Source organism: Actinokineospora iranica (assembly GCF_900101685.1).
GTDB lineage: Bacteria > Actinomycetota > Actinomycetes > Mycobacteriales > Pseudonocardiaceae > Actinokineospora > Actinokineospora iranica.
On record NZ_FMZZ01000008.1, the window covers coordinates 306,549 to 326,584 of the forward strand.

Sequence of the window (20,036 nt, forward strand, 5' to 3'; positions counted from 1 at the left end):
CCCAGAGCGGGACCGCTTACGAGTCGAGCAGCTCGCGGACCTTGGCGGCCACGGCCGCGTCCTTGAGCATCCCGAGGTGGCTGCCGGTGATCTGGATGTTGTTCGCCCCGGCCAGCACGGTGTTCTCGGCGGGAATGATGATGCCGTCGTTGGGCGACCACAGGGTCGACCACTTCGTGCCGTCCGGCAGCGCGGGCGCGGCGTTGAGCTTCTTCAGCAGCGCGGACCCGGGGACCATCTCCTTGCAGACCGGGGTGAAGAACGAGCACAGGTTCGCGGTGTAGGTGCCTCTGTTCGCGCCCGCCAGCGAGATCCAGTGGTCGACCTTGCCCGCGCAGGCGTCGAACTTGATGCAGTAGCGGCTGTTGATGCCGCCCATGGAGTGGTTGATGATGTCGACCTTGGCCGCGCCGGTCTCGGCGAGGACGCTGTCCACGGTGCGCCCGATGACCGCGGCGATGTCGACGTTCGACTGCCCGTAGCTGCCGTAGGAGATGGCAGTGAGCTGCTCGCTGGTGTAGCCGGTCGCGATGAGCGACTCCTTGAGGGTGTTCCAGTTCGCGCCCGACCCGGAGAAGCCGTGGACGAGGACGACGGGGTTCTTGCCGTTGGGGAACGCCGACGCGGCCGCGGCGGTGGTGACCGCGGACTGGGCGACCACGGTCCCCAGCACTCCTGCGACGACCAGCGCCAGGGCCGCGACGATGCGGCGGGATCGGTTCATGGTTCGAGCTCCTCGGCAGGGGGCTTGAGCACGTCCTCAAGCGGACTGCCAGGCTGGCCGTTCGACCGTTCGCGCGACATCGGCAGAATTGCGTATATCGCCGGTGACCGAAACTCCGCCCAGGTCAGCGGGGCGGCTCGCCATCGCGGCCCATGACCCACGCCGCTATCTGCGAGCGGTTGTGGACTCCCAGCTTGGTGAGGATGTTCGCGACATGGGTCTCCGCGGTGCGGCGGGCGATGACGAGCCGGTCGGCGATCTCCTGGTTGGTCAGGCCCGCCGCGACCAGCTCGGCGATCTCGGTCTCGCGGGCGGTGAGCGGCCCGCGGCGCCCGTCCGGGGTCGTCGGGGCCGCGCAGGCCCGCTCGCTGAGCGCGTACCGCGTCGCGTCCTCGTCCGACATCGCCCGCCCCGCGGCGTGCCGGTCGTCGAACCGGGCGGCGCCCAGCGCCTCCCTGGTCGACTCCAGGTGCCAGAAGTGCGGCACGGAAAGGGACACGGGGTGCTCGGGCGACGAGCCGACGGTCTCCCAGAGCGCCGCCGCCGCCCCGAACAGCGTCGCGGCCCGGGAGTGGTCGCCCTGCCGACACGCGGCCCAGGCCAGGGACTCGATGTGGTGCGCCCGGCCGAAACGGTTGCCGATCAGCAGGCAAGCCCGCAGCCCGGCGCGGCCCGCCGCGATCGAGACGTCGAGGTCGCCGTACAGGACCTCGACGCACTGCCTGCCGTAGAGCGACATGGAGTGGTAGTACGCGTTGCCGGTGGACTCGGTGAGCGCGACCGCCCGCTCGACCACGCGGCGCGCGGTCTCCAGGTCGCCGGTGACCGCGGTCGACATGGCGAGCAGGAACAGCGGGTGCAGTTCGCGCCGGTGGTCGCCGCGGGCCCGGAAGAAGGCCGTCGTCTCCGCCGACAGCTTCGCCGCCTCCGCGAACTCGCCGCACAGCAGCGCGCCGAGACCGCGGACGTGGGTGATGTGGGCGGTGACGGTCTCGTCGCCCGCGCCCAGCGTGTCCGCCTCGGCCAGGCACGCGCCCGCCGCGTCGACGTCGAACTGCCAGAAGGCGTAGCCCGCGGCGCGGGTCAGCGCGAACGCGCGGTCGGGGTGGTCGGGCGGGGTGGCGGCCAAGGCCCGGTTGAGCCACATCCGCGCCTCGGTGTTGGAGCCGCGCAAGGTCCAGTACTCGTCCAGGCGGGACGCCATCCGCAGCGCGACTTCCGCCTCGCCCGGCTCGGCCACCGACCAGCCCAACGCGGCGCGCAGGTTCGCGTGGTCCTGCCGCAGCCGGACGGCCCAGGCGATCTGGTCGGGGCCCGCCCACTGGGCGTCCGCGGTCGCGGTGAGCCGGTCGAACCAGTCGCGGTGCAGCCGGGCCACCCGGTCGGCGTCGCCGGACTCCACCAGCTTCTCGTGCCCGTACTCGCGCAGCGTCTCCAACATGCGGTAGCGGACGACGTCGTCACGGCCGTCGGGCTCTTCGCGGATCAGCACGGACTTGTCCAACAGCCCGTCGATCAGGTCCAGCACCTCGCCCACCCCGCCGCAGACGTGCTCGCCCGCGTCCAGGTCGAAGGACCCGGCGAACACCGACGCCCGCGCCCACACCGCCTGCTCGGCCGGTGAGCACAGGTCATGGCTCCAGTCGACCGTCGCGCGCAGAGTCTGCTGCCGCCGCGGCGCCGTCCGCGCCGCCCCCGAGGTCAACAACGCCAGCCGCCGCGTCAACCGCTCCGCGATCTGCCTCGGCGACAGCGACCGCGTCCGCACCGCGGCCAACTCGATCGCCAGCGGCAGGCCCTCCAGCTGCCTGCACAGGCGCACCAGGTCGGCGCTGTTCTCCGGACTGGCCTGAAACGTGCGCGACACGCCCGCGGCGCGGTCGAGGAACAGCCGCACGCTGTCGAACCGGGCCAGGTCTTCGGGCGGGGTGGCCTCGTCGGGCACCGCCAGCGGCGGCACGGCCAGCACCTGCTCACCGACGACGCCCAAGGACTGTCTGCTCGTGGCGAGGAGCACGACATCGGGGCACTCGGCCAAGACGACCCGGGCGAACTCCGCGCACGCGTCGACCAGGTGCTCGCAGTTGTCGAGCACCAACAGCAGTCGACGCGTTCGGAGGTGGTCGATGACGATCCTGGACACCAGCTTGCTGGACTGGTCGAGCAGGCCCAGACGGTCGGCCATCATGTCCACCAGCAGCGCCGGGTCCCGCACCTCGGCCAGGCCGACGAAGACCACTCCGTCCTGGAACTGCTCGGAAACCTCAGTGGCGACGCGGGCGGCCAAGCGGGTTTTGCCCACTCCACCGGGGCCGGTCAGCGTGATCAGCCTGGCCTCGTTGAGCAGGCGGCGGACCTGGGCGCCTTCGCGCTGCCTGCCGACGTAGCTCGTCAGCTCGCCTCGCGACTTCGCGGCCGTGGCACTGCCAAGCATCGTTGGGCTCCACCTCACGGTCGGTACAGCGCTGAACCGCCGATTCACCATACTGCCTGGGAAGTGGTCTCCGGGTGCTCTCGTGGGGTCCGCCCGATGGGGTGTTTGAGTTATCCACAGGCCCGGCGTTCTCCCTACCCTTTGCTGACCTGCGGCGATAGACTGGAGCGGGGCGGCCCCCCGGGGAGGGTGGGGTTTGCCGTCGCGCGGGGTCTGGTGGGGTCTGCGTTGTTTGCTCGATGGGGTGGAGTGGTTTCTTCGGGGCCCCTACGAAGGAAGATCCCGTCGCGGGAAAGACGGGTGGGGAGCCTTCGGCCCCACGACCACGGCGAGTTCAGGGATCTTCCTTCACCCCCAAAGAAACCACTCCACCCCATCGAGCACTGGGCGGGCGCTTGCTGGCCTGGCAGAGGGTCGGGTTCGCTGCTCTACCCCATCGAGCACCTGGAAGGGCAGGTTCAGCTTTGTGTGTGGGGGGCGGGTTTGCTGCTCTGGCCCATCTGGTACCTGGCAGGGCAGGTGCGGCTTGGGCGTCTTGGCAGGGTCGTTGGGTGGCTTGCTGAAAGTGTTCTGTGGGTTCTCTTTGGAGCTTCTGGGGGACGCTCGAAAGTGGTCATTGGGACGGAGGGTGTCTGGGATTTCGGACAGTGTCACCCGATCCCAGGTCGTGCTCTGGGGCTGGTGGGGTTGAGATGGGGCAATGCGGGAACGAGTGCTGCTTGATGGTGGGCCGCTGAGTCGGGGGCAGGTCGTCGCTGTTGCTCGGGGTGGGGCGGTTGTGGAGGTCACGGCGGGGGCGCTGGTGGGGGTGGGGGTGGCCCGGGAGCATGTCGAGCGGTTGGCCGAAGCGCCGGAGCCGACGTATGGGGTGTCCACGGGGTTCGGGGCGTTGGCGGTTCGGCATATCCCGGTGGCCAGTCGGGCGGCGTTGCAGCGGTCGTTGGTGCGGTCGCACGCGGCGGGGGCGGGGGCCGAGGTCGAGCCGGAGGTGGTGCGGGCGCTGATGGTGTTGCGGCTGCGGACGCTGACCACGGGCCGTACGGGGGTTCGGCGGTCCACTGTGGAGGCATTGGCCGCGATGGTGAACGCGGGGATCGTGCCGGTAGTGCACGAATACGGGTCGCTGGGGTGTTCCGGGGACTTGGCGCCGCTGGCGGCTGTCGCGCTCGCGTTGATCGGGGAAGGGCGGGTGCGTGATCGGGACGGGGAGTCGCGGTCGGCGGCCGACGCGCTTGCCGTCGCTGGGCTTGAGCCGGTCAGGCTGGCGGAGAAGGAGGGGCTGGCGCTGATCAACGGCACCGACGGGATGCTGGGAATGCTGGTGCTGGCCCTGCGCGACCTGAATGCTCTGCTTGACGTCGCTGATCTCACGGCGGCGATGAGTGTCGAGGCGCTGTTGGGCACCGATCGGGTGTTCGCCGCCGACTTGCAGGCACTGCGGCCGCATCCGGGGCAGGCGGTGTCGGCGGCGCGGATGGCTGCCTTCCTCGCGGGCTCGCCGATCGTGGCCAGTCACCGGGGGCCGGGGTGCACGCGGGTGCAGGACGCGTACTCGCTGCGCTGCGCCCCGCAGGTGCACGGCGCGGCCCGGGACGTCGTGGCGTTCGCCGAGTCGGTGGCCGACCGGGAGCTGGGGGCGGCGGTGGACAACCCGGTCGTGCTCGCCGACGGGCGGGTCGAGTCGAACGGCAACTTCCACGGGGCGCCGCTGGCCTACGCCCTGGACTTCCTGGCCATCCCGGTCGCCGACGTGGCGAGCATGGCCGAGCGGCGCACCGACCGGATGCTCGACGTTGCCCGGTCGCACGGGCTGCCGCCGTTCCTCGCCGCCGACCCGGGGGTGGACTCCGGGCACATGATCGCCCAGTACACGCAGGCCGCGCTGGTCTCGGAGCTGAAACGGCTGGCCGCACCGGCCTCGGTCGACTCGATCCCCAGTTCGGCGATGCAGGAGGACCACGTGTCCCTGGGCTGGTCAGCCGGGCGCAAGCTGCGCCGGGCCGTCGACGGGCTCACCACGGTGCTCGCCGTCGAACTGCTGACCGCCGCGCGCGCCCTCGACCTGCGCGCCCCGCTGACCCCCGGCCCGGCGACGGCCGCCGCCGTCGCCGCCGTGCGGGAGCGGGTGCCCGGCCCGGGACCGGACCGGCACCTCGCCCCGGAGATCGCCGCCGCGGAAGACCTCGTCCGCTCCGGCGCCCTGCTCGCCGCCGTTCACCAGGAGGTCTCATGAGTGAGCTCGCGAACGAATCCTTGTCACAGTGCGTGGGCGCGCGGGGCCACCGAACGAGTGAGGTGGCCCGGTGACCACTTCCGGACCTGTCCGCGCCGCTCGCGGCACCGCCCTCACCGCGCGAAGCTGGCAGACCGAGGCCGCGCTGCGCATGTTCCACAACAACCTCGACCCCGAGGTCGCCGAGCGGCCGGACGACCTGGTCGTCTACGGCGGCACCGGCAAGGCCGCGCGGGACTGGGCGAGCTTCGCCGCCATCACCCGGGAGCTGACCGGGCTCGGCGACGACGAGACGCTGCTGGTGCAGTCGGGCAAGCCGGTCGGGGTGCTGCGCACGCACGAGTGGGCGCCGCGGGTGCTGATCGCGAACTCGAACCTCGTCGGCGACTGGGCGACCTGGCCGGAGTTCCACCGCCTCGAAGCGGCCGGGCTGACGATGTACGGGCAGATGACCGCCGGGTCGTGGATCTACATCGGCACGCAGGGAATCTTGCAGGGGACATACGAGACGTTCGCGGCGGTCGCGGCCAAACGCTTCGGCGGCACCCTTCGGGGAACGCTGACCCTGACCGCGGGACTGGGCGGGATGGGCGGCGCGCAACCGCTTGCGGTGACCATGAACGGCGGCGTCGCGCTGTGCGTCGAGGTCGACCCCGCCCGCGCCCGCCGCCGGGTGGAGACCCGTTACCTCGATGAGCTGGCCACCGACCTCGACGACGCCGTGGCGCGGGTGGAGCGGGCCAAACGGATCGGGCTGCCGCTGTCGGTGGGGGTCATCGGCAACGCCGCCGCCGTGCTGCCGGAACTGCTGCGGCGCGGCGTGGAGGTCGACGTCGTGACCGACCAGACCTCCGCGCACGACCCGTTGGCGTACCTGCCGCGCGGTGTTGCCCTGGACGACTGGGCCGACTACGCCGCGGCCAAGCCCGACGAGTTCACCGAGCGGGCGCGGGCGTCGATGGCCGAGCATGTCGCGGCGATGGTCGGGTTCCTCGACGCGGGCGCGGAGGTGTTCGACTACGGCAACTCGATCCGCGGCGAGGCCAAGCTCGGCGGCTGCGCGCGGGCCTTCGACTTCCCCGGTTTCGTGCCCGCCTACATCCGGCCGCTGTTCTGCGAGGGCCGCGGGCCGTTCCGCTGGGCGGCGCTGTCGGGCGACCCGGCTGACATCGCGACCACCGACCGGGCGATCCTGGATCTGTTCCCGGACAACGAACCCCTGGCCCGCTGGATTCGCCTCGCCCGGGAAAAGGTCGCCTTCCAAGGGCTTCCGGCGCGCATCTGCTGGCTCGGCTACGGCGAGCGGCACCTGGCGGGCCTGCGGTTCAACGACATGGTCGCAGGCGGCGAGCTGTCCGCGCCGGTCGTGATCGGGCGCGACCACCTGGACTGCGGCTCGGTCGCGTCCCCGTACCGGGAGACCGAGGCGATGGCCGACGGGTCCGACGCGATCGCCGACTGGCCGCTGCTCAACGCGCTGGTGAACACCGCGTCCGGGGCGAGTTGGGTGTCGATCCACCACGGCGGCGGGGTCGGCATCGGCCGGTCCATCCACGCGGGCCAGGTGACCGTGGCGGACGGGACTCCGTTGGCGGGGCGGAAGATCGAGCGGGTGCTGACCAACGACCCGGCGACCGGCGTCCTGCGGCACGTGGACGCGGGCTACGAGCGGGCGGGCGAGATCGCGGCCGAACGCGGTGTCGTCGTCCCGATGGCGCGGTCGTGACCGGGCTGGCCGAGATCGCCGGGATCGGCGCGGACCCCCGGCGCGGCGGGTACTCCCGGCACGGGTTCGACCGCGCGGACCTGGCGCTGCGCGAATGGTTCACCGCGCAGGCGCGGCGGCGCGGGCTCGACGTCGAATGCGACCGCAACGGCAACCTGTGGGCGTGGTGGGGGCGGCCGGGGGACGGCGCGGTCGTCACCGGCAGCCACTTGGATTCCGTGCCCGGCGGCGGCGCGTTCGACGGCCCCTTGGGGGTCGTGTCCGCACTGGAAGCCGTGGACCTGTTGCGGGAACGCGGTTTCACACCGGGTCGGCCGCTCGCGGTCGTGGTGTTCGCCGAGGAGGAGGGCGGGCGCTTCGGCGTGGCGTGCCTGGGCTCACGGCTGCTGACCGGCTCCCTGCCGCCCGAGACGGCGCTGAGACTGTCCGATTCGGACGGTGTGACTCTGGCGGAAGCCCTGCGGGCGGCCGGGATCAACCCGACCAGGGTGGGGCGGGACGACGCGGCGCTGGCGCGGATCGGGACGTTCGTGGAGCTGCACGTCGAGCAGGGCCGGGGGCTGGTCGACCTGGCGGCCCCGGTCGGGGTCGCGCGATCCATCCTCGCCCACGGCCGGTGGCGGCTCACCTTCACCGGTGAGGGAAACCACGCTGGCGCCACGCTGATGGTCGACCGGCGCGACCCGATGGTCGCCGCCGCCCAGGTCGTCGTCGCCGCGCGCCGGGCCGCGCTCGCGGTGGAGGGGGCGCGGGCCACGGTGGGCCGGATCGTGCCGAACCCGGGCGGCACGAACGCCATACCGTCCACTGTGGACATCTGGCTGGATGCCCGCGCGGACGACGACGCGCGCACCCGGGCGGTCGTCGCCGACATCACCGCGGCGGCCGAGGCGGCGGCCGTGGACGAGGGGTGCGCGGTCACGGTCACCCAGGAGTCGTACGGGGACAAGGTGGTCTTCGACCCGGCGTTGCGCGACGAGGTGGCGGCCGCGCTCGGCGGCGTGCCCGTCCTGCCGACCGGCGCGGGCCACGACGCGGGCATCCTCGCCGCGCACGTGCCGACCGCGATGCTGTTCGTGCGCAACCCGACCGGCATCAGCCACGCGCCCGAGGAGTTCGCCGAGCCCGCCGACTGCGCGGCGGGGGTGGCCGCGCTCGCCGACGTCCTCGCCCACCTGGCCCGATGACCGCCTACTGGTGCGAGCACGCCTGGCTGCCCGACGGGGTCGCCGCGGGCGTCCTGGTGCTTGTCGCAGGCGGCTCGATCACCTCAGTGTCGCAAGTGGACACCAAGCCGCCGGAATCGGTGCCGTTGCCGGGCCTGGTGTTCCCCGGGTTCGCGAACGCGCACTCACACGCCTTCCACCGCGCCCTGCGCGGCCGGACCCACGACGACGGCGGCACGTTCTGGACGTGGCGAAGCCGGATGTACGAGCTGGCCGGGTGCCTGGACCCGGACTCGTACTTCCTGCTGGCCCGAGCGGTCTACGCGGAGATGGCCCTGGCCGGGGTGACGTGCGTCGGCGAGTTCCACTACCTCCACCACACCCCCGACGGCGCCCAGTACACCGACCCGAACGCGATGGGCCACGCCCTGATCGAAGCGGCCCACGCGGCGGGCATCCGGCTCACCCTGCTCGACACCTGTTACCTCACCGGCGGAATCAATCAGCCGCTGTCCCCGGAGCAGCGGCGCTTCTCCGACGGCGACGCCCACCGCTGGGCCGAGCGCGTCGCCGACCTGCGCCCCGACGCCACCACCCGCGTCGGCGCGGCCATCCACTCGGTGCGCGCGGTCCCGCGCGAGGCGCTGCCGGTGGTCGCGGGTTTCGCGGGCCCGCTGCACGTCCACCTGTCCGAGCAGCCCGCCGAGAACAACGTCTGCCGCACCGCCTATGGCCGCTCGCCCACTGAACTGCTGGCCGACGCGGGTGTTCTCAGCCCCCGCACGACAGCCGTCCACGCCACCCACCTGACGGGCGACGACATCGCCCTGCTCGGTTCCACCACCACCGGTGTTTGCCTCTGTCCCACAACCGAAGCCGACCTCGCCGACGGTGTCGGCCCGGCCAGGGAACTCGCCGACGCGGGCTGCCCCCTGTCGCTGGGCAGCGACCAGCACGCGGTGGTGGACCCGATGGCCGAGGCCCGCGCGTTGGAGTACGGAGAACGCCTCCGCACCGGCCGCAGAGGCCGCTTCACCCCGGCTGAACTGGTCACCGCCCTCACTTCCGCCGGTCACACGGGCCTCGGCTGGCCGGAAGCGGGCCGCATCGCCCCCGGCGCTCCGGCGGACCTGGTGGCCGTCCGCCTCGACACCCCACGAACCGCGGGAAGCCTGCCCACCCAGGCGATCCTGTCCGCGTCGGCGTCCGATGTGGACATCGTGATCGTCGCAGGCAAGACCGTGGTCAGCTCCGGCGCCCACATCCTCGGTGATATAGCTGAACTCCTGGCCACGGCGATCGAAGGACTGATCAAAGGACAGTGCCCATGAGCACCCTGATCACCAACATCGCCGAACTCACCACCAACGACGACCCCGAAGTCCTCACCGACGCAGCGGTGGTCCTGAGCGGCGACCGCTTCGCCTGGGTAGGCCCGGCGAAGGCCGCTCCACCCGCCGACACCAGAGTCGACGCGGCGGGCCGTGCCGCCCTCCCCGGCTGGGTCGACAGCCACACGCACCTGGTCTTCGCGGGTGACCGCACCGCCGAGTTCACCGCCCGCATGGCCGGAAAACCCTACACGGCAGGCGGAATCACCACCACCGTCACCGCCACCCGCGCCGCCACCGACGACGACCTGCGCGCCACCCTCCGCCGCCACGTGGCCGAGGCGGTGTCCCAGGGAACCACCTGCCTGGAAACCAAAACCGGCTACGGCCTCACCGTCGAAGACGAGGCCCGCGCCGCCCGCATAGCCGCCGAGTCGGTAGACGAAGTCACCTATTTGGGCGCGCACCTGATTCCCCCCGACACCACCCCAGAGTCCTATCTGGACTTGGTTTCCGGTTCCATGCTCGCCGCCGTGGCGCCCCACGCCCAGTGGGCGGACGTCTTCTGCGAAACCGGCGCCTTCGACGAGTCCCAGTCCCGCAGCGTGCTCACCGCCGCAGCAGCGCACGGCCTCGGCCTCCGCGTCCACGGAAACCAGCTGGCCCCCGGCCCCGGCGTCCGCCTGGCCGTGGAACTGTCCGCCGCCAGCGTCGACCACTGCACCTATCTGACAGAGTCCGATATAGACGCCCTGGCGAACTCCGACACCGTCGCCACCCTCCTGCCCGCCTGCGACCTCTCGACGCGCCACCCCCTCCCCAACGCCCGAGCCCTCCTCGACGCGGGCGCGACCGTCGCGCTGGCCACCAACTGCAACCCGGGCTCGTCCTACACCTCATCCATGGCCTTCTGCGTTGCCACAGCGGTCCTGCAAATGCGCATGTCAGTAGCGGAAGCGGTAAAAGCGGCCACCTGGGGCGGCGCACGGGCCTTGCGCCGCGAAACCGAAGTAGGCGTCATCCGCCCGGGAGCCCGAGCCGACCTGCACATCCTCGACGCCCCCTCGGCCACCCACCTCGCCTACCGCCCCGGCGTCCCCCTCACCTGGGCGGTGTGGCGCTCAGGTGCTCCGGTTCGTCCGCCGCGAGAATGATGGACTCCGTTCTCGGCGCCAAGCCGTAGCTCTGCCACTCCAACAGCTCATAAACCACGCGCCGTGCGGATCCGAGCCAGGGGATATTCCGGGGTGTGGCGACGTACTTCCTTGGTTCATCCCGGAAGGTTCTCTATGCTCACGGTGGTGGGGACCGACGCCAAGGGCTCCCCCGTTAAGCGGACATACTACGGAAAGGTCAAGAAGTGACCGATCCCCCCGGGTTTTCGATGGTACATTGGGGGATGATTCTCTTGACGAGGTTCCCGATGGTGTGGACGTCGCCGCTGAGGTGCGTGCTCTGAACTCCGCTGGTGTGCAGGTGCCCTGGCTTTGGGAGTTCAGTCGGGACCGTCAGGAAATAAACGACCCGCAGCCTATCCTGACCGCGGGTGTGCACAACGCGGTCGGCGTGTTGGAATGGCGCGAGGGTGAAGACGTGTTCGTTCCGGTCTCGGGTGGCAATGCGCACTGGTTGGATTATGCTGCCGCCGGTCTACGCTCCTACCCGGTTCGGCCCTGTGCCGAAGTTCCGGTCGAGATGGTTCATGCGGCGATAGCGGAGTTCGTTTCCACGGGGAGTCGCCCGACGTGTGTGGAGTGGCGGGGTGAAATATCCATTTTCGACGACTGACCTGTCGGCCTCAGTCGCTGACGGGCAGTGCGTGCCTCTGCAGGCGATCTTCAGGCGGTTGGCTCAGCCTGAACTGGAGCGAGTCCGGGGTTAGGTTGGCGGCATGGAGTACACCCACCTCGGCCGCAGCGGCCTGTCGGTATCCCGGTTGGTCCTCGGCACCATGAACTTCGGGCCGGAGACCAGCGAGGCCGACAGTCACTCGATCATGGATCGGGCGCTGGAGCACGGCATCAACTTCTTCGACACCGCCAATGTCTACGGCTGGCAGAAGGGGGAGGGGATCACCGAGCGGATCATCGGCCGGTGGTTCGCCCAGGGTGGTGGGCGGCGGGAGAAGACCGTGCTGGCGACCAAGCTCTACGGCAGCACGGGCGACTGGCCCAACGAGACCTTCCTGTCCGCGCTGAACATCCGCCGGGCCGCCGACGCGTCCCTCACGCGGTTGCGGACCGACTACATCGACCTCTACCAGATGCACCACGTCGACCGGGCCACGCCGTGGGAGGAGATCTGGGAGGCGTTCTCCGTGCTCCGGCAGCAGGGCAAGGTGCTGTACTTCGGCTCGTCCAACTTCGCCGGGTGGCATATCGCGCAGGCGCAGGAGGCGGCGCGGGAGCGGCGCTTCCTCGGGCTGGTGTCCGAGCAGTCGATCTACAACCTGCTCACCCGATGGGTGGAACTCGAGGTGCTGCCCGCCGCCCGGCACTACGGGGTCGGGGTCATTCCCTGGTCGCCGCTGCACGGCGGGCTGCTCGGCGGGGTGTTGCGCAAGCAGCGGGAGGGCGGCGGCTCGCGTGGGCTGTCGGAGCGGTCGAGTGCGGCGCTGGCCAAGCACCGGGACGCCATCGAGGCCTACGAGAAGCTGTGCGCCGACCTCGGTGAGAACCCGGCCGACGTCGGGCTGGCGTGGCTGCTCGCCCAGGAGGGGGTGACCGCGCCCATCATCGGGCCGCGCACCGTCGACCAGCTTGACGGCTCACTGCGCGCCCTGGAGATCCCGATGAACTCCGACACGCTGGCGAAACTGGACGAGCTCTTCCCGCCGCCCGCGCCCAACGGCGCCAAGCCCGCTCCCGAGGCTTACGCCTGGTAGCGGGCCGGGGACCGCTATCGGACGCAGTGCACTATGTCACTATGTGTTTAAAAGCGAATACAGAACTCTTGACCCCGCTTCCGCGTGCCCGCGATCATCGATAGGAAGGCGGCATTGTTCTCGCCGCCCGGCAATCGCGGTTCCGTTTCGGGGGGAGGCTCCGTGCGCGCGCTCGGCCTCTTCTTCGCCGCGCTCATCGGCCTCGCCGTCGTGTCCGGCGTGCCGCTCATCGAGCCGCTGCCTGTCCGGGAGACCACCGGACAGGACACCCTCCTTGATCCGCAGGCGCCCACGTCCGTCCTGGGTGACGCCGAGTCCGCCGACGATACCGCCGTCCCCGGGCAGGCGGCCGCGCCCCGAGCCCCGGGGACGCGGCTGGTCGCAGGCCCCTGGGCGACGGCGTTTTCCGCGCGCGCCGACGTCGGAATAGCTCGCGCCCCACCTGTCGCGCGCTGATTCCGCTCCCCGCCCAGCCGTGGTCGAAATAGCGACTTCGGCAGCCTCGCCGCGCCCGGAAAAGGACGATTCCATGCCCCGCAAATCCGACCGAATCCGGCAATCCGATCGCGTCCCGCCCGGGGCGTTACCGCCGGTTCGCCGGTTTCCGAAATCCGACCTCAAGTCCGGTTTCCTGGTCTCGCTCATCGCGCTTCCGCTGTGCCTGGGAATCGCGGTGGCCAGCGGGTTCCCACCGGTCGCGGGTGTGCTCACCGCCATCGTCGGCGGCATCCTCGGCGGCCTGCTCGGCGGCGCGCCGCTGACCATCAAGGGACCCGCCGCTGGTCTGATCGTCATCGCCGTCGGCGCCGTGCACGACCTGGGCCAGGGCGACCTCGTCGCCGGGTACCGGCGCGCGTTGGCGGTGGGCGTGGTCGCGGCGCTGATCCAGATCCTGTTCGGCCTGGCGCGCGCCGCGGGCGTCGGGGTGGCCATGTCGCCGTCGGTCGTGCACGGGATGCTGGCCGCGATCGGGGTCATCATCATCGCCAAGCAGGCGCACATCGTGCTGGGCGTCAAACCCGAGGCCGAGACCTCCTTCGGCCTGCTCGCCGAGATCCCGCACAGCCTGACGCACGCCAACCCGCTGATCCTGCTGGTGGGGGCGCTGTCGCTGCTCATCCTGTTCGGCCTGCCGCTGGTGCGCGCCCGCTGGAGCAGGGCCGTGCCCGCCCCGCTGGTCGTCCTGGCGGTGGCCATCCCCATCGGCCTCTGGCTGCACCTCGACCGCCCGCACGACTACCGGTTCCTCGAAGCCAACCACCATCTCGGCCCCGAGTACCTGGTCCGGCTGCCCGGTTCGCTGCTCGACGCCATCACGTTCCCGGACTTCTCCCAGGTCTTCAGCGGCACATCACTGCAGTACGTGGCGATGTTCGCGCTCATCGGCACCATCGAGTCGACCCTCACCGTGCTCGCGGTGGACTCGATGGACCCGGCGAAGGGATCGTCGGACCTCAACCGCGACCTGCTCGCCATCGGCGCGGGCAACCTCACCTCGGCCATGGTCGGCGGCCTGCCGATGATCTCCGAGATCGTGCGCAGCAAGGCCAACCTGGACTCCGGCGCGACCACCCGCTGGTCCAACGTCTGCCACGGCGCGATCCTGCTGCTGTTCGTCGCGCTCATCCCCGGCGTCGTGCAGACCATCCCGCTCGCCGCGCTGGCCGCGATGCTGGTCTACACCGGCTTCCGCCTCGCATCGCCGAGCGAGTTCCGGCACGCGGCGCACCTCGGCTGGGACCAGCTCGCCCTCTTCCTCACGACCCTGTTGGTCACCCTGGCCACCGACCTGCTCATCGGCGTCGCGGCGGGCCTCGGCCTCAAGGTCGTGCTGCACCTCGCCCGGGGCGTGCCGCTGCCCGCGGTCCTGCGCCCGCGCCCCGAGATCACCCGCGACGGCGCCGTCCTGCGGGTCCGCGTCCCCGGCGCGGCGATCTTCCCGGTGCTGCTCCCGCTGCGCCGCGTGCTCGCGCGGGCGGACTCCGACGTCCGCGAAGTCGTGATCGACGTCCGGGACGCGGCGGTCGTCGACCACACGTTCCTGGCCCGGCTGGACGAGCTGGCCAAGGAGCTGCCCACGGCGACCGTGACCGTCGACGGGCTCGACCAACTCACGCCGGTCTCCGACCACCCGCACGCCACCCGCCGCAGACGGCGGACCTGACCGCGGTCCCGGGCGTTGTCGCTCAGGGGTTTCCGGGCGGTGGAACGGGCGGCATCCCCGGCTGCGGCGCGCCGGGACCGGCAGGCATCCCGGGTGCGCCAGGCCCCTGGGGCAGTCCCGGAGGCGGCGTGCCCGGTCCCGCGGCCGGGAGTCCGGGCGGCGGTGTCCCCGGTCCGACCGGTGGGTATGCCCCACCCGGCATTCCCTGCGGTCCCCCGGGCATTCCCGGCGCGCCCATCGGCGGCATCCCCGGCTGCTGCGGGTAACCGGGCGGCGGATAGCCGGGCTGCGGGGGATAACCGGGCGGCGGATAGCCCATGCCCTGTTGCGGGTAGTACCCCGGCGGCATCGGCGGCTGTTTCGGCTTGTTGCTCAAGGTGAACACGAGCACCGCCGTGACGGCGCCGCCGAGCCCGATCAGCAGGAGCAGCAGAGTGAAGATACCCACCGACGCAGCATATTGGTGCCGCCCCGGTCAGCGCGGGCGGTCCGGTCATCGGGCTCCGGCTGGTGGAAGCCCGCACCGGCCAGGCGCAACCCGGCTAGTCCTCGACGTCCTCGTCACGGGCGAGGAAGGTGGCCAGCCGCTCGATGGGGGTCTCGAAGTCCGGGTTGGCGTCGACGAACGCGCGCAGGCGGTCGGCCAGCCACGCGAGGGTGACCTCCTCCTCGCCGCGGCGTTCCTCCAGCTCTTCGATTCCGCGATCGGTGAAATACACGTGCGACTCCTGGGAAGAAGGCGGGGCCGCCGAAGGAGTGCTCCGGCGGCCCCGTCAACCAACTGTCTTACTCGAACGCCTTCGCGATCAGGGCCCGCTGCTCAAGCTCGTGCACCTTGCTCGACCCGGCAGACGGCGCCGACATCGGCCGCCGCGAGACGCGGGTGATCCGGGTGAGCCGGTCCGGGAACATCTCCGGCAGGTTCAGGCCGTAGAACGGCCACGAGCCCTGGTTCGCGGGCTCTTCCTGGACCCACCGCACGTCCGAGACGTGGCTGTAGCGGTCGAACACCGCGCCGAGCTTGCGCTCCGGCACCGGGTAGAGCTGCTCGACCCGCACGACGGCGGTGTCGGTGGCGCCGCGCTTCTCCTTCTCCGCGGCAAGCTCGTAGTACAGCTTGCCGGAGACGAACAGCAGCTTCGTGACCGCGGACGGGTCCGGCACGGTCGGGTCGTCGATGACCGACTCGAACCGGGTGCCGTCGAGGAAGTCCTCCACCGGGCTGACCGCGGCCTTGTTGCGCAGCATCGACTTCGGCGTGAACACCACCAGCGGGCGCTGCACGCCGTCGAGCGCGTGCCTGCGCAGCAGGTGGAAGTAGTTCGCCGGGGTCGAGGGCACCGCGACGGTCATCGACCCCTCCGCGCACAGCTGCAGCCAGCGCTCGATGCGGCCCGAGGTGTGGTCCGGGCCCTGGCCCTCGTGCCCGTGCGGCAGCAGCACGACCACGTCGGAGAGCTGGCCCCACTTGGCCTCGCTGGAGGAGATGTACTCGTCGATGACCGACTGCGCGCCGTTGACGAAGTCGCCGAACTGCGCCTCCCAGAGCACCAGCGCGTCCGGGTTGGCGACCGAGTAGCCGTACTCGAAGCCCAGCGCCGCGTACTCCGACAGCGCGGAGTCGTAGACCATGAACTTGCCCTGGCCCTCGGCGAGGTTCTGCAGCGGCAGGTACTCCCGGCCGGACTTGCGGTCGATGATCGCCGCGTGCCGCTGGGTGAACGTGCCGCGGCGCGAGTCCTGACCGGCGAGGCGGACCATGCGGCCCTCCATGGTCAGCGACCCGAACGCCAGCAACTCGCCGTACGCCCAGTCGATGCCGCCCTCGCGGGACATCTTCGCGCGCCGCTCCAGCACCGGCTTGACCCGCGGGTGCGGGGTGAAGCCCTCCGGCAGGTGCACATGCGCGTCGCCGATCCGCTCCAGGACCGAGCGGTCCACGCCGGTCGCCAGCTTCGCGGGCACCTGCTGCTCGGCCTCCACCGACGGGCTCGGCGAGATCGGGTGCTTCTCCAGCTCCCGGACCTCGTTGAACACGTGCTCAAGCTGGCTGGAGAAGTCGCGCAGCGCCTTCTCTGCCTCCTCGACGGAGATGTCGCCCCGGCCGATCAGCGCCTCGGTGTAGCCCTTCCGGACCGAGCGCTTGGTGTCGATGATGTCGTACATGCCGGGCTGGGTCATCGACGGGTCGTCGCCCTCGTTGTGCCCGCGGCGGCGGTAGCAGACCAGGTCGATGACGACGTCCTTGTTGAACGTCTGCCGGTAGTCCATCGCCAGCCGCGCCACCCAGTAGCACGCCTCCGGGTCGTCGCCGTTCACGTGGAACACCGGCGCCTGGATCATCTTCGCCACGTCGGTCGCGTACTGGCTGGAGCGCGAGTGCTCCGGCGCTGTGGTGAAGCCGACCTGGTTGTTGATGATCACGTGCACGGTGCCGCCGGTGCGGTAGCCGCGCAACAGCGCCAGGTTCAGCGTCTCGGCGACCACGCCCTGACCGGCGAACGCGGCGTCGCCGTGCAGCGCGATGGGGAGAACGGAGAAGCCCACTCCCTCCTTGTCGCCCTTGTCGAGCAGGTCCTGCTTCGCGCGGACGATGCCCTCCAGGACCGGGTCGACGGTCTCCAGGTGCGACGGGTTCGCCGTCAGCGACACCTTGGTCTCGCCGTCGCCGAACATCCGGAAGTACTTGCCCTCGGCGCCCAGGTGGTACTTCACGTCGCCGGAGCCGTGCGCCTGGCCCGGGTCGAGGTTGCCCTCGAACTCCTGGAAGATCTGCGAGATCGGCTTGCCGACGATGTTGGCCAGCACGTTGAGGCGGCCGCGGTGCGGCATACCGATGACGACCTCGTCGAGCTCGTACTCGGCGGCCTTGTCGAGCACGGTGTCCAGCAGCGGGATGACCGACTCGCCGCCTTCGAGCGAGAACCGCTTCTGCCCGACGTACTTGGTCTGCAGGAACGTCTCGAACGCCTCGGCGGCGTTGAGCTTGGACAGCACGTACTTCTGCACGGCCGCCGGGGGCTTCTCGTGCGGCACCTCGACCCGGTCCTGGATCCAGCGGCGCTCGGCCGGGTCCAGGATGTAGGTGTACTCGACGCCGACGGTCCGGCAGTAGGAGTCGCGCAGCACGCCGAGCACGTCGCGCAGCTTCATCCGCTCCTTGCCCGCGAAACCGCCGACCGGGAACTCCCGGTCGAGGTCCCACAGGGTCAGCCCGTGCGAGAGGACGTCGAGGTCCTCGTGCTTGCGCTGCCGGTAGTTCAGCGGGTCCGTGTCGGCCATCAGGTGGCCGCGGGTGCGGAACGCGTCGATCAGGCCCAGCACCCGGGCGGTCTTGTCGACCGGGCCCTCGGCGAAGTCCTCCATCCAGCGGATCGGCTCGTAGGGGATCCGCAGGGAGGTGAAGATGTCGTCGTAGAAGCCGTCTTCGCCGAGCAGCAGGCGGTGGATCTCGCGCAGGAACTCGCCGGACTCCGCGCCCTGGATGATGCGGTGGTCGTAGGTCGAGGTCAGCGTGATGATCTTGCTGATGCCCATCTCGACCAGGGTCTTCTCCGCCGCGCCCTGGAACGGCGCCGGGTACTCCATCGCGCCGACGCCCAGGATCGCGCCCTGCCCCACCGACAGGCGCGGCACCGAGTGGTTGGTGCCGATGCCGCCGGGGTTGGTCAGCGAGATGGTGGTGCCCGCGAAGTCGTCCGCGGTCAGCGCGCCGTTGCGGGCCTTGCGGATCAGGTCCTCGTACGCCTGCCAGAACTGCTGGAAGGACATGCCCTCGCAGCCCTTGATGGCGGCGACGACGAGGTTGCGCGTGCCGTCCCTGCCCGGCAGGTCGATCGCCAGACCCAGGTTGACGTGCTCCGGGGTGACCGCGAAGGCCTTGTTGTCGACCTCGGCGTAGTGCCGGTTCATGTTCGGGTACGCCTCAAGGGCGCGCACCATCGCGTAGCCGATGAGGTGGGTGAAGGAGACCTTCCCGCCCCGGGTCCGCTTCAGGTGGTTGTTGATCACGATCCGGTTGTCCGCGAGCAGCTTCGCGGGCACCGCGCGCACACTCGTCGCGGTCGGCAGCGCCAGCGACGCGTTCATGTTCTTCGCGATCGCGGCGGCGGGCCCGCGCAGCGGCTTGCGCTCCTCGCCCTTGCCGTCCGCGGCGGACCCCTTGGCGGGCGCCTTGTTGTTCGGCGGCGCGACGGCCTCGGCGGACTTCGCGGGCGCGGCCGACGGGGTGGCCGGGGACGTCTTCGCCTTCACCGGGGGCGGCGCCTGTCCATTGGTGGACGGCGCGCTGCTCTTCGGCGGACCGCTGGGCGCGGGCTTCGTGGCGGTCTGCGTGGGGGCGCCGCCAGTCGTGTCACTCCCCGCGGCCTTGGCCTGCGCGGCGCCCTGACTCGCCGCCCGCGGTGTTGGCTTGTAGTCCGCGAAGAAATCGTGCCAAGCGGGATCCACCGACGAGGGATCCGCGAGGAATTGCTCGTACATCTCTTCGACTAGCCACTCGTTCGCACCGAACTGTGACGCAGGACTGCTGGACACGGCTGGCTCTCGCCTCTATCCATCTCGATCTCGTATTGAACGCACTCCCCACCAGGCTAGTCCCCCGGTCAGGACGCTGGTCACCCAACCGGACCCCCGTGAGCCACCTCATGAGTGGCGTACAGCACTGAATCGGTTGAGATACCGATTATGTGCGCTACTCCGGTCTGGAGCCACCCATTTGGCGGTCTTTGGCGCTAGGCCAGTCGGGTGAATTTGGCGTCGTCCAGTGGATCGCCGAACGGTCGCCGAATGGTCGCCAGCGTAAGCCCCACCGTCGGGTAACGGAAGCCGAATGGTCGTTCTCCGACTTCACTGCGTGACGTCGTGCAAAGTGAGGTAATGGACCACTCGATCGGGTCGCCGCCATTCCCGCCGGATTCCCGCCACCACCCGATGTGAGCGCGTTCCGACCCGCGTCCCGACCTTGGTTCGGCCCGGCTCGCGCGCCACGTGACGGCACCGGCCGCACTGCCTGGTCAGAGGGCCGCGAGCCGGGGCGCGGGCGGATACCTGCGGTCGCGGGTTGGGCGGAATCGCCAGCGCTTTCGGGCGGCGCGCCGTGCTTGGGCGCCAGCCGAGGTGGCGTCCGCTCGCGGTCGATGCCTGGGTGCCTGCCGCGCGTGACAACGGAGACGAGCCGATCCCGTCGAGGCGAGGCCCCCAGTGGTCGATGCGAGAGCAGGACCAACGGTGGAGGGGTCGGAGAAGCGCCGCCCCCTTGCTCGAAGCTGGCCCCCATAGCCCGTGTCGGCTCTGCCCGTGTCGGCTCTGCCCGTGTCGGCTCTGCCCGTGTCGGCTCTGCCCGTGTCGGCTCTGCCCGTGTCGGCTCTGCCCG

Annotated in this window: 14 protein-coding genes; 9 read left to right on the forward strand and 5 right to left on the reverse strand. The window is 70.8% G+C overall.

Annotation, left to right across the window (positions count from 1 at the left end):
• Positions 1-16: 16 nt before the first annotated feature.
• Both BLS56_RS18545 and BLS56_RS18550 read right to left on the reverse strand, forming a co-directional pair.
• The gene (locus BLS56_RS18545; protein WP_091452345.1) at positions 17-724 is read right to left on the reverse strand and encodes an esterase/lipase family protein; all 708 of its coding nucleotides are present in this window, start codon (positions 722-724) and stop codon (positions 17-19) included.
• Positions 725-848: 124 nt separating this feature from the next.
• Positions 849-3,158, reverse strand: a complete 2,310-nt coding sequence (locus BLS56_RS18550) for an ATP-binding protein (RefSeq protein WP_091452348.1) — start codon at positions 3,156-3,158, stop codon at positions 849-851.
• Between the two features lie 700 nt (positions 3,159-3,858).
• On the opposite strand from BLS56_RS18550, the gene hutH reads away from it, so the two are divergent.
• The 9 genes from hutH to BLS56_RS18595 all read left to right on the forward strand — a co-directional run bounded on the left by hutH (position 3,859) and on the right by BLS56_RS18595 (position 14,662).
• Positions 3,859-5,391 (forward strand): histidine ammonia-lyase, encoded by a 1,533-nt coding sequence (hutH, locus tag BLS56_RS18555; RefSeq protein WP_091452350.1) that lies wholly within the window; start codon positions 3,859-3,861, stop codon positions 5,389-5,391.
• A 70-nt stretch (positions 5,392-5,461) separates the two neighbouring features.
• Complete coding sequence (gene hutU / locus BLS56_RS18560) at positions 5,462-7,117, forward strand: urocanate hydratase (protein ID WP_091452354.1); 1,656 nt, start codon at positions 5,462-5,464, stop codon at positions 7,115-7,117.
• On the forward strand, positions 7,114-8,304 hold the full coding sequence (locus BLS56_RS18565; protein ID WP_091452357.1) for an allantoate amidohydrolase: 1,191 nt from the start codon (positions 7,114-7,116) through the stop codon (positions 8,302-8,304). The genes hutU and BLS56_RS18565 overlap by 4 nt, the downstream gene beginning before the upstream one ends.
• Positions 8,301-9,614: a formimidoylglutamate deiminase gene (locus BLS56_RS18570; protein WP_091452360.1), complete on the forward strand. Its 1,314-nt coding sequence runs from the start codon at positions 8,301-8,303 to the stop codon at positions 9,612-9,614. Before BLS56_RS18565 ends, BLS56_RS18570 begins: the two co-directional genes overlap by 4 nt.
• Positions 9,611-10,768, forward strand: coding sequence for an imidazolonepropionase (gene hutI / locus BLS56_RS18575; RefSeq protein WP_091452363.1), 1,158 nt, complete (start codon positions 9,611-9,613; stop codon positions 10,766-10,768). Before BLS56_RS18570 ends, hutI begins: the two co-directional genes overlap by 4 nt.
• Before the next feature lie 274 nt (positions 10,769-11,042).
• On the forward strand, positions 11,043-11,402 hold the full coding sequence (locus BLS56_RS31560) for an Imm1 family immunity protein (RefSeq protein ID WP_175482912.1): 360 nt from the start codon (positions 11,043-11,045) through the stop codon (positions 11,400-11,402).
• A gap of 103 nt (positions 11,403-11,505) precedes the next feature.
• Positions 11,506-12,498: an aldo/keto reductase gene (locus BLS56_RS18585; RefSeq protein ID WP_091452368.1), complete on the forward strand. Its 993-nt coding sequence runs from the start codon at positions 11,506-11,508 to the stop codon at positions 12,496-12,498.
• Positions 12,499-12,660: 162 nt separating this feature from the next.
• Complete coding sequence (locus BLS56_RS18590) at positions 12,661-12,954, forward strand: hypothetical protein (RefSeq protein WP_091452371.1); 294 nt, start codon at positions 12,661-12,663, stop codon at positions 12,952-12,954.
• A 73-nt stretch (positions 12,955-13,027) separates the two neighbouring features.
• Positions 13,028-14,662, forward strand: a complete 1,635-nt coding sequence (locus BLS56_RS18595; RefSeq protein ID WP_091452373.1) for a SulP family inorganic anion transporter — start codon at positions 13,028-13,030, stop codon at positions 14,660-14,662.
• Positions 14,663-14,684: 22 nt separating this feature from the next.
• Here BLS56_RS18595 and BLS56_RS31565 read toward each other — a convergent pair whose 3' ends face one another.
• The 3 genes from BLS56_RS31565 to BLS56_RS18610 all read right to left on the reverse strand — a co-directional run bounded on the left by BLS56_RS31565 (position 14,685) and on the right by BLS56_RS18610 (position 19,144).
• Positions 14,685-15,110: a hypothetical protein gene (locus tag BLS56_RS31565; protein ID WP_175482913.1), complete on the reverse strand. Its 426-nt coding sequence runs from the start codon at positions 15,108-15,110 to the stop codon at positions 14,685-14,687.
• Positions 15,111-15,204: 94 nt separating this feature from the next.
• Positions 15,205-15,381, reverse strand: a complete 177-nt coding sequence (locus BLS56_RS31570; protein WP_091452375.1) for a DUF6104 family protein — start codon at positions 15,379-15,381, stop codon at positions 15,205-15,207.
• Positions 15,382-15,448: 67 nt separating this feature from the next.
• A complete protein-coding gene (locus BLS56_RS18610) occupies positions 15,449-19,144 on the reverse strand; it encodes a multifunctional oxoglutarate decarboxylase/oxoglutarate dehydrogenase thiamine pyrophosphate-binding subunit/dihydrolipoyllysine-residue succinyltransferase subunit (protein WP_228771741.1) in 3,696 nt (1,231 codons plus the stop codon).
• Positions 19,145-20,036 lie beyond the last annotated feature (892 nt).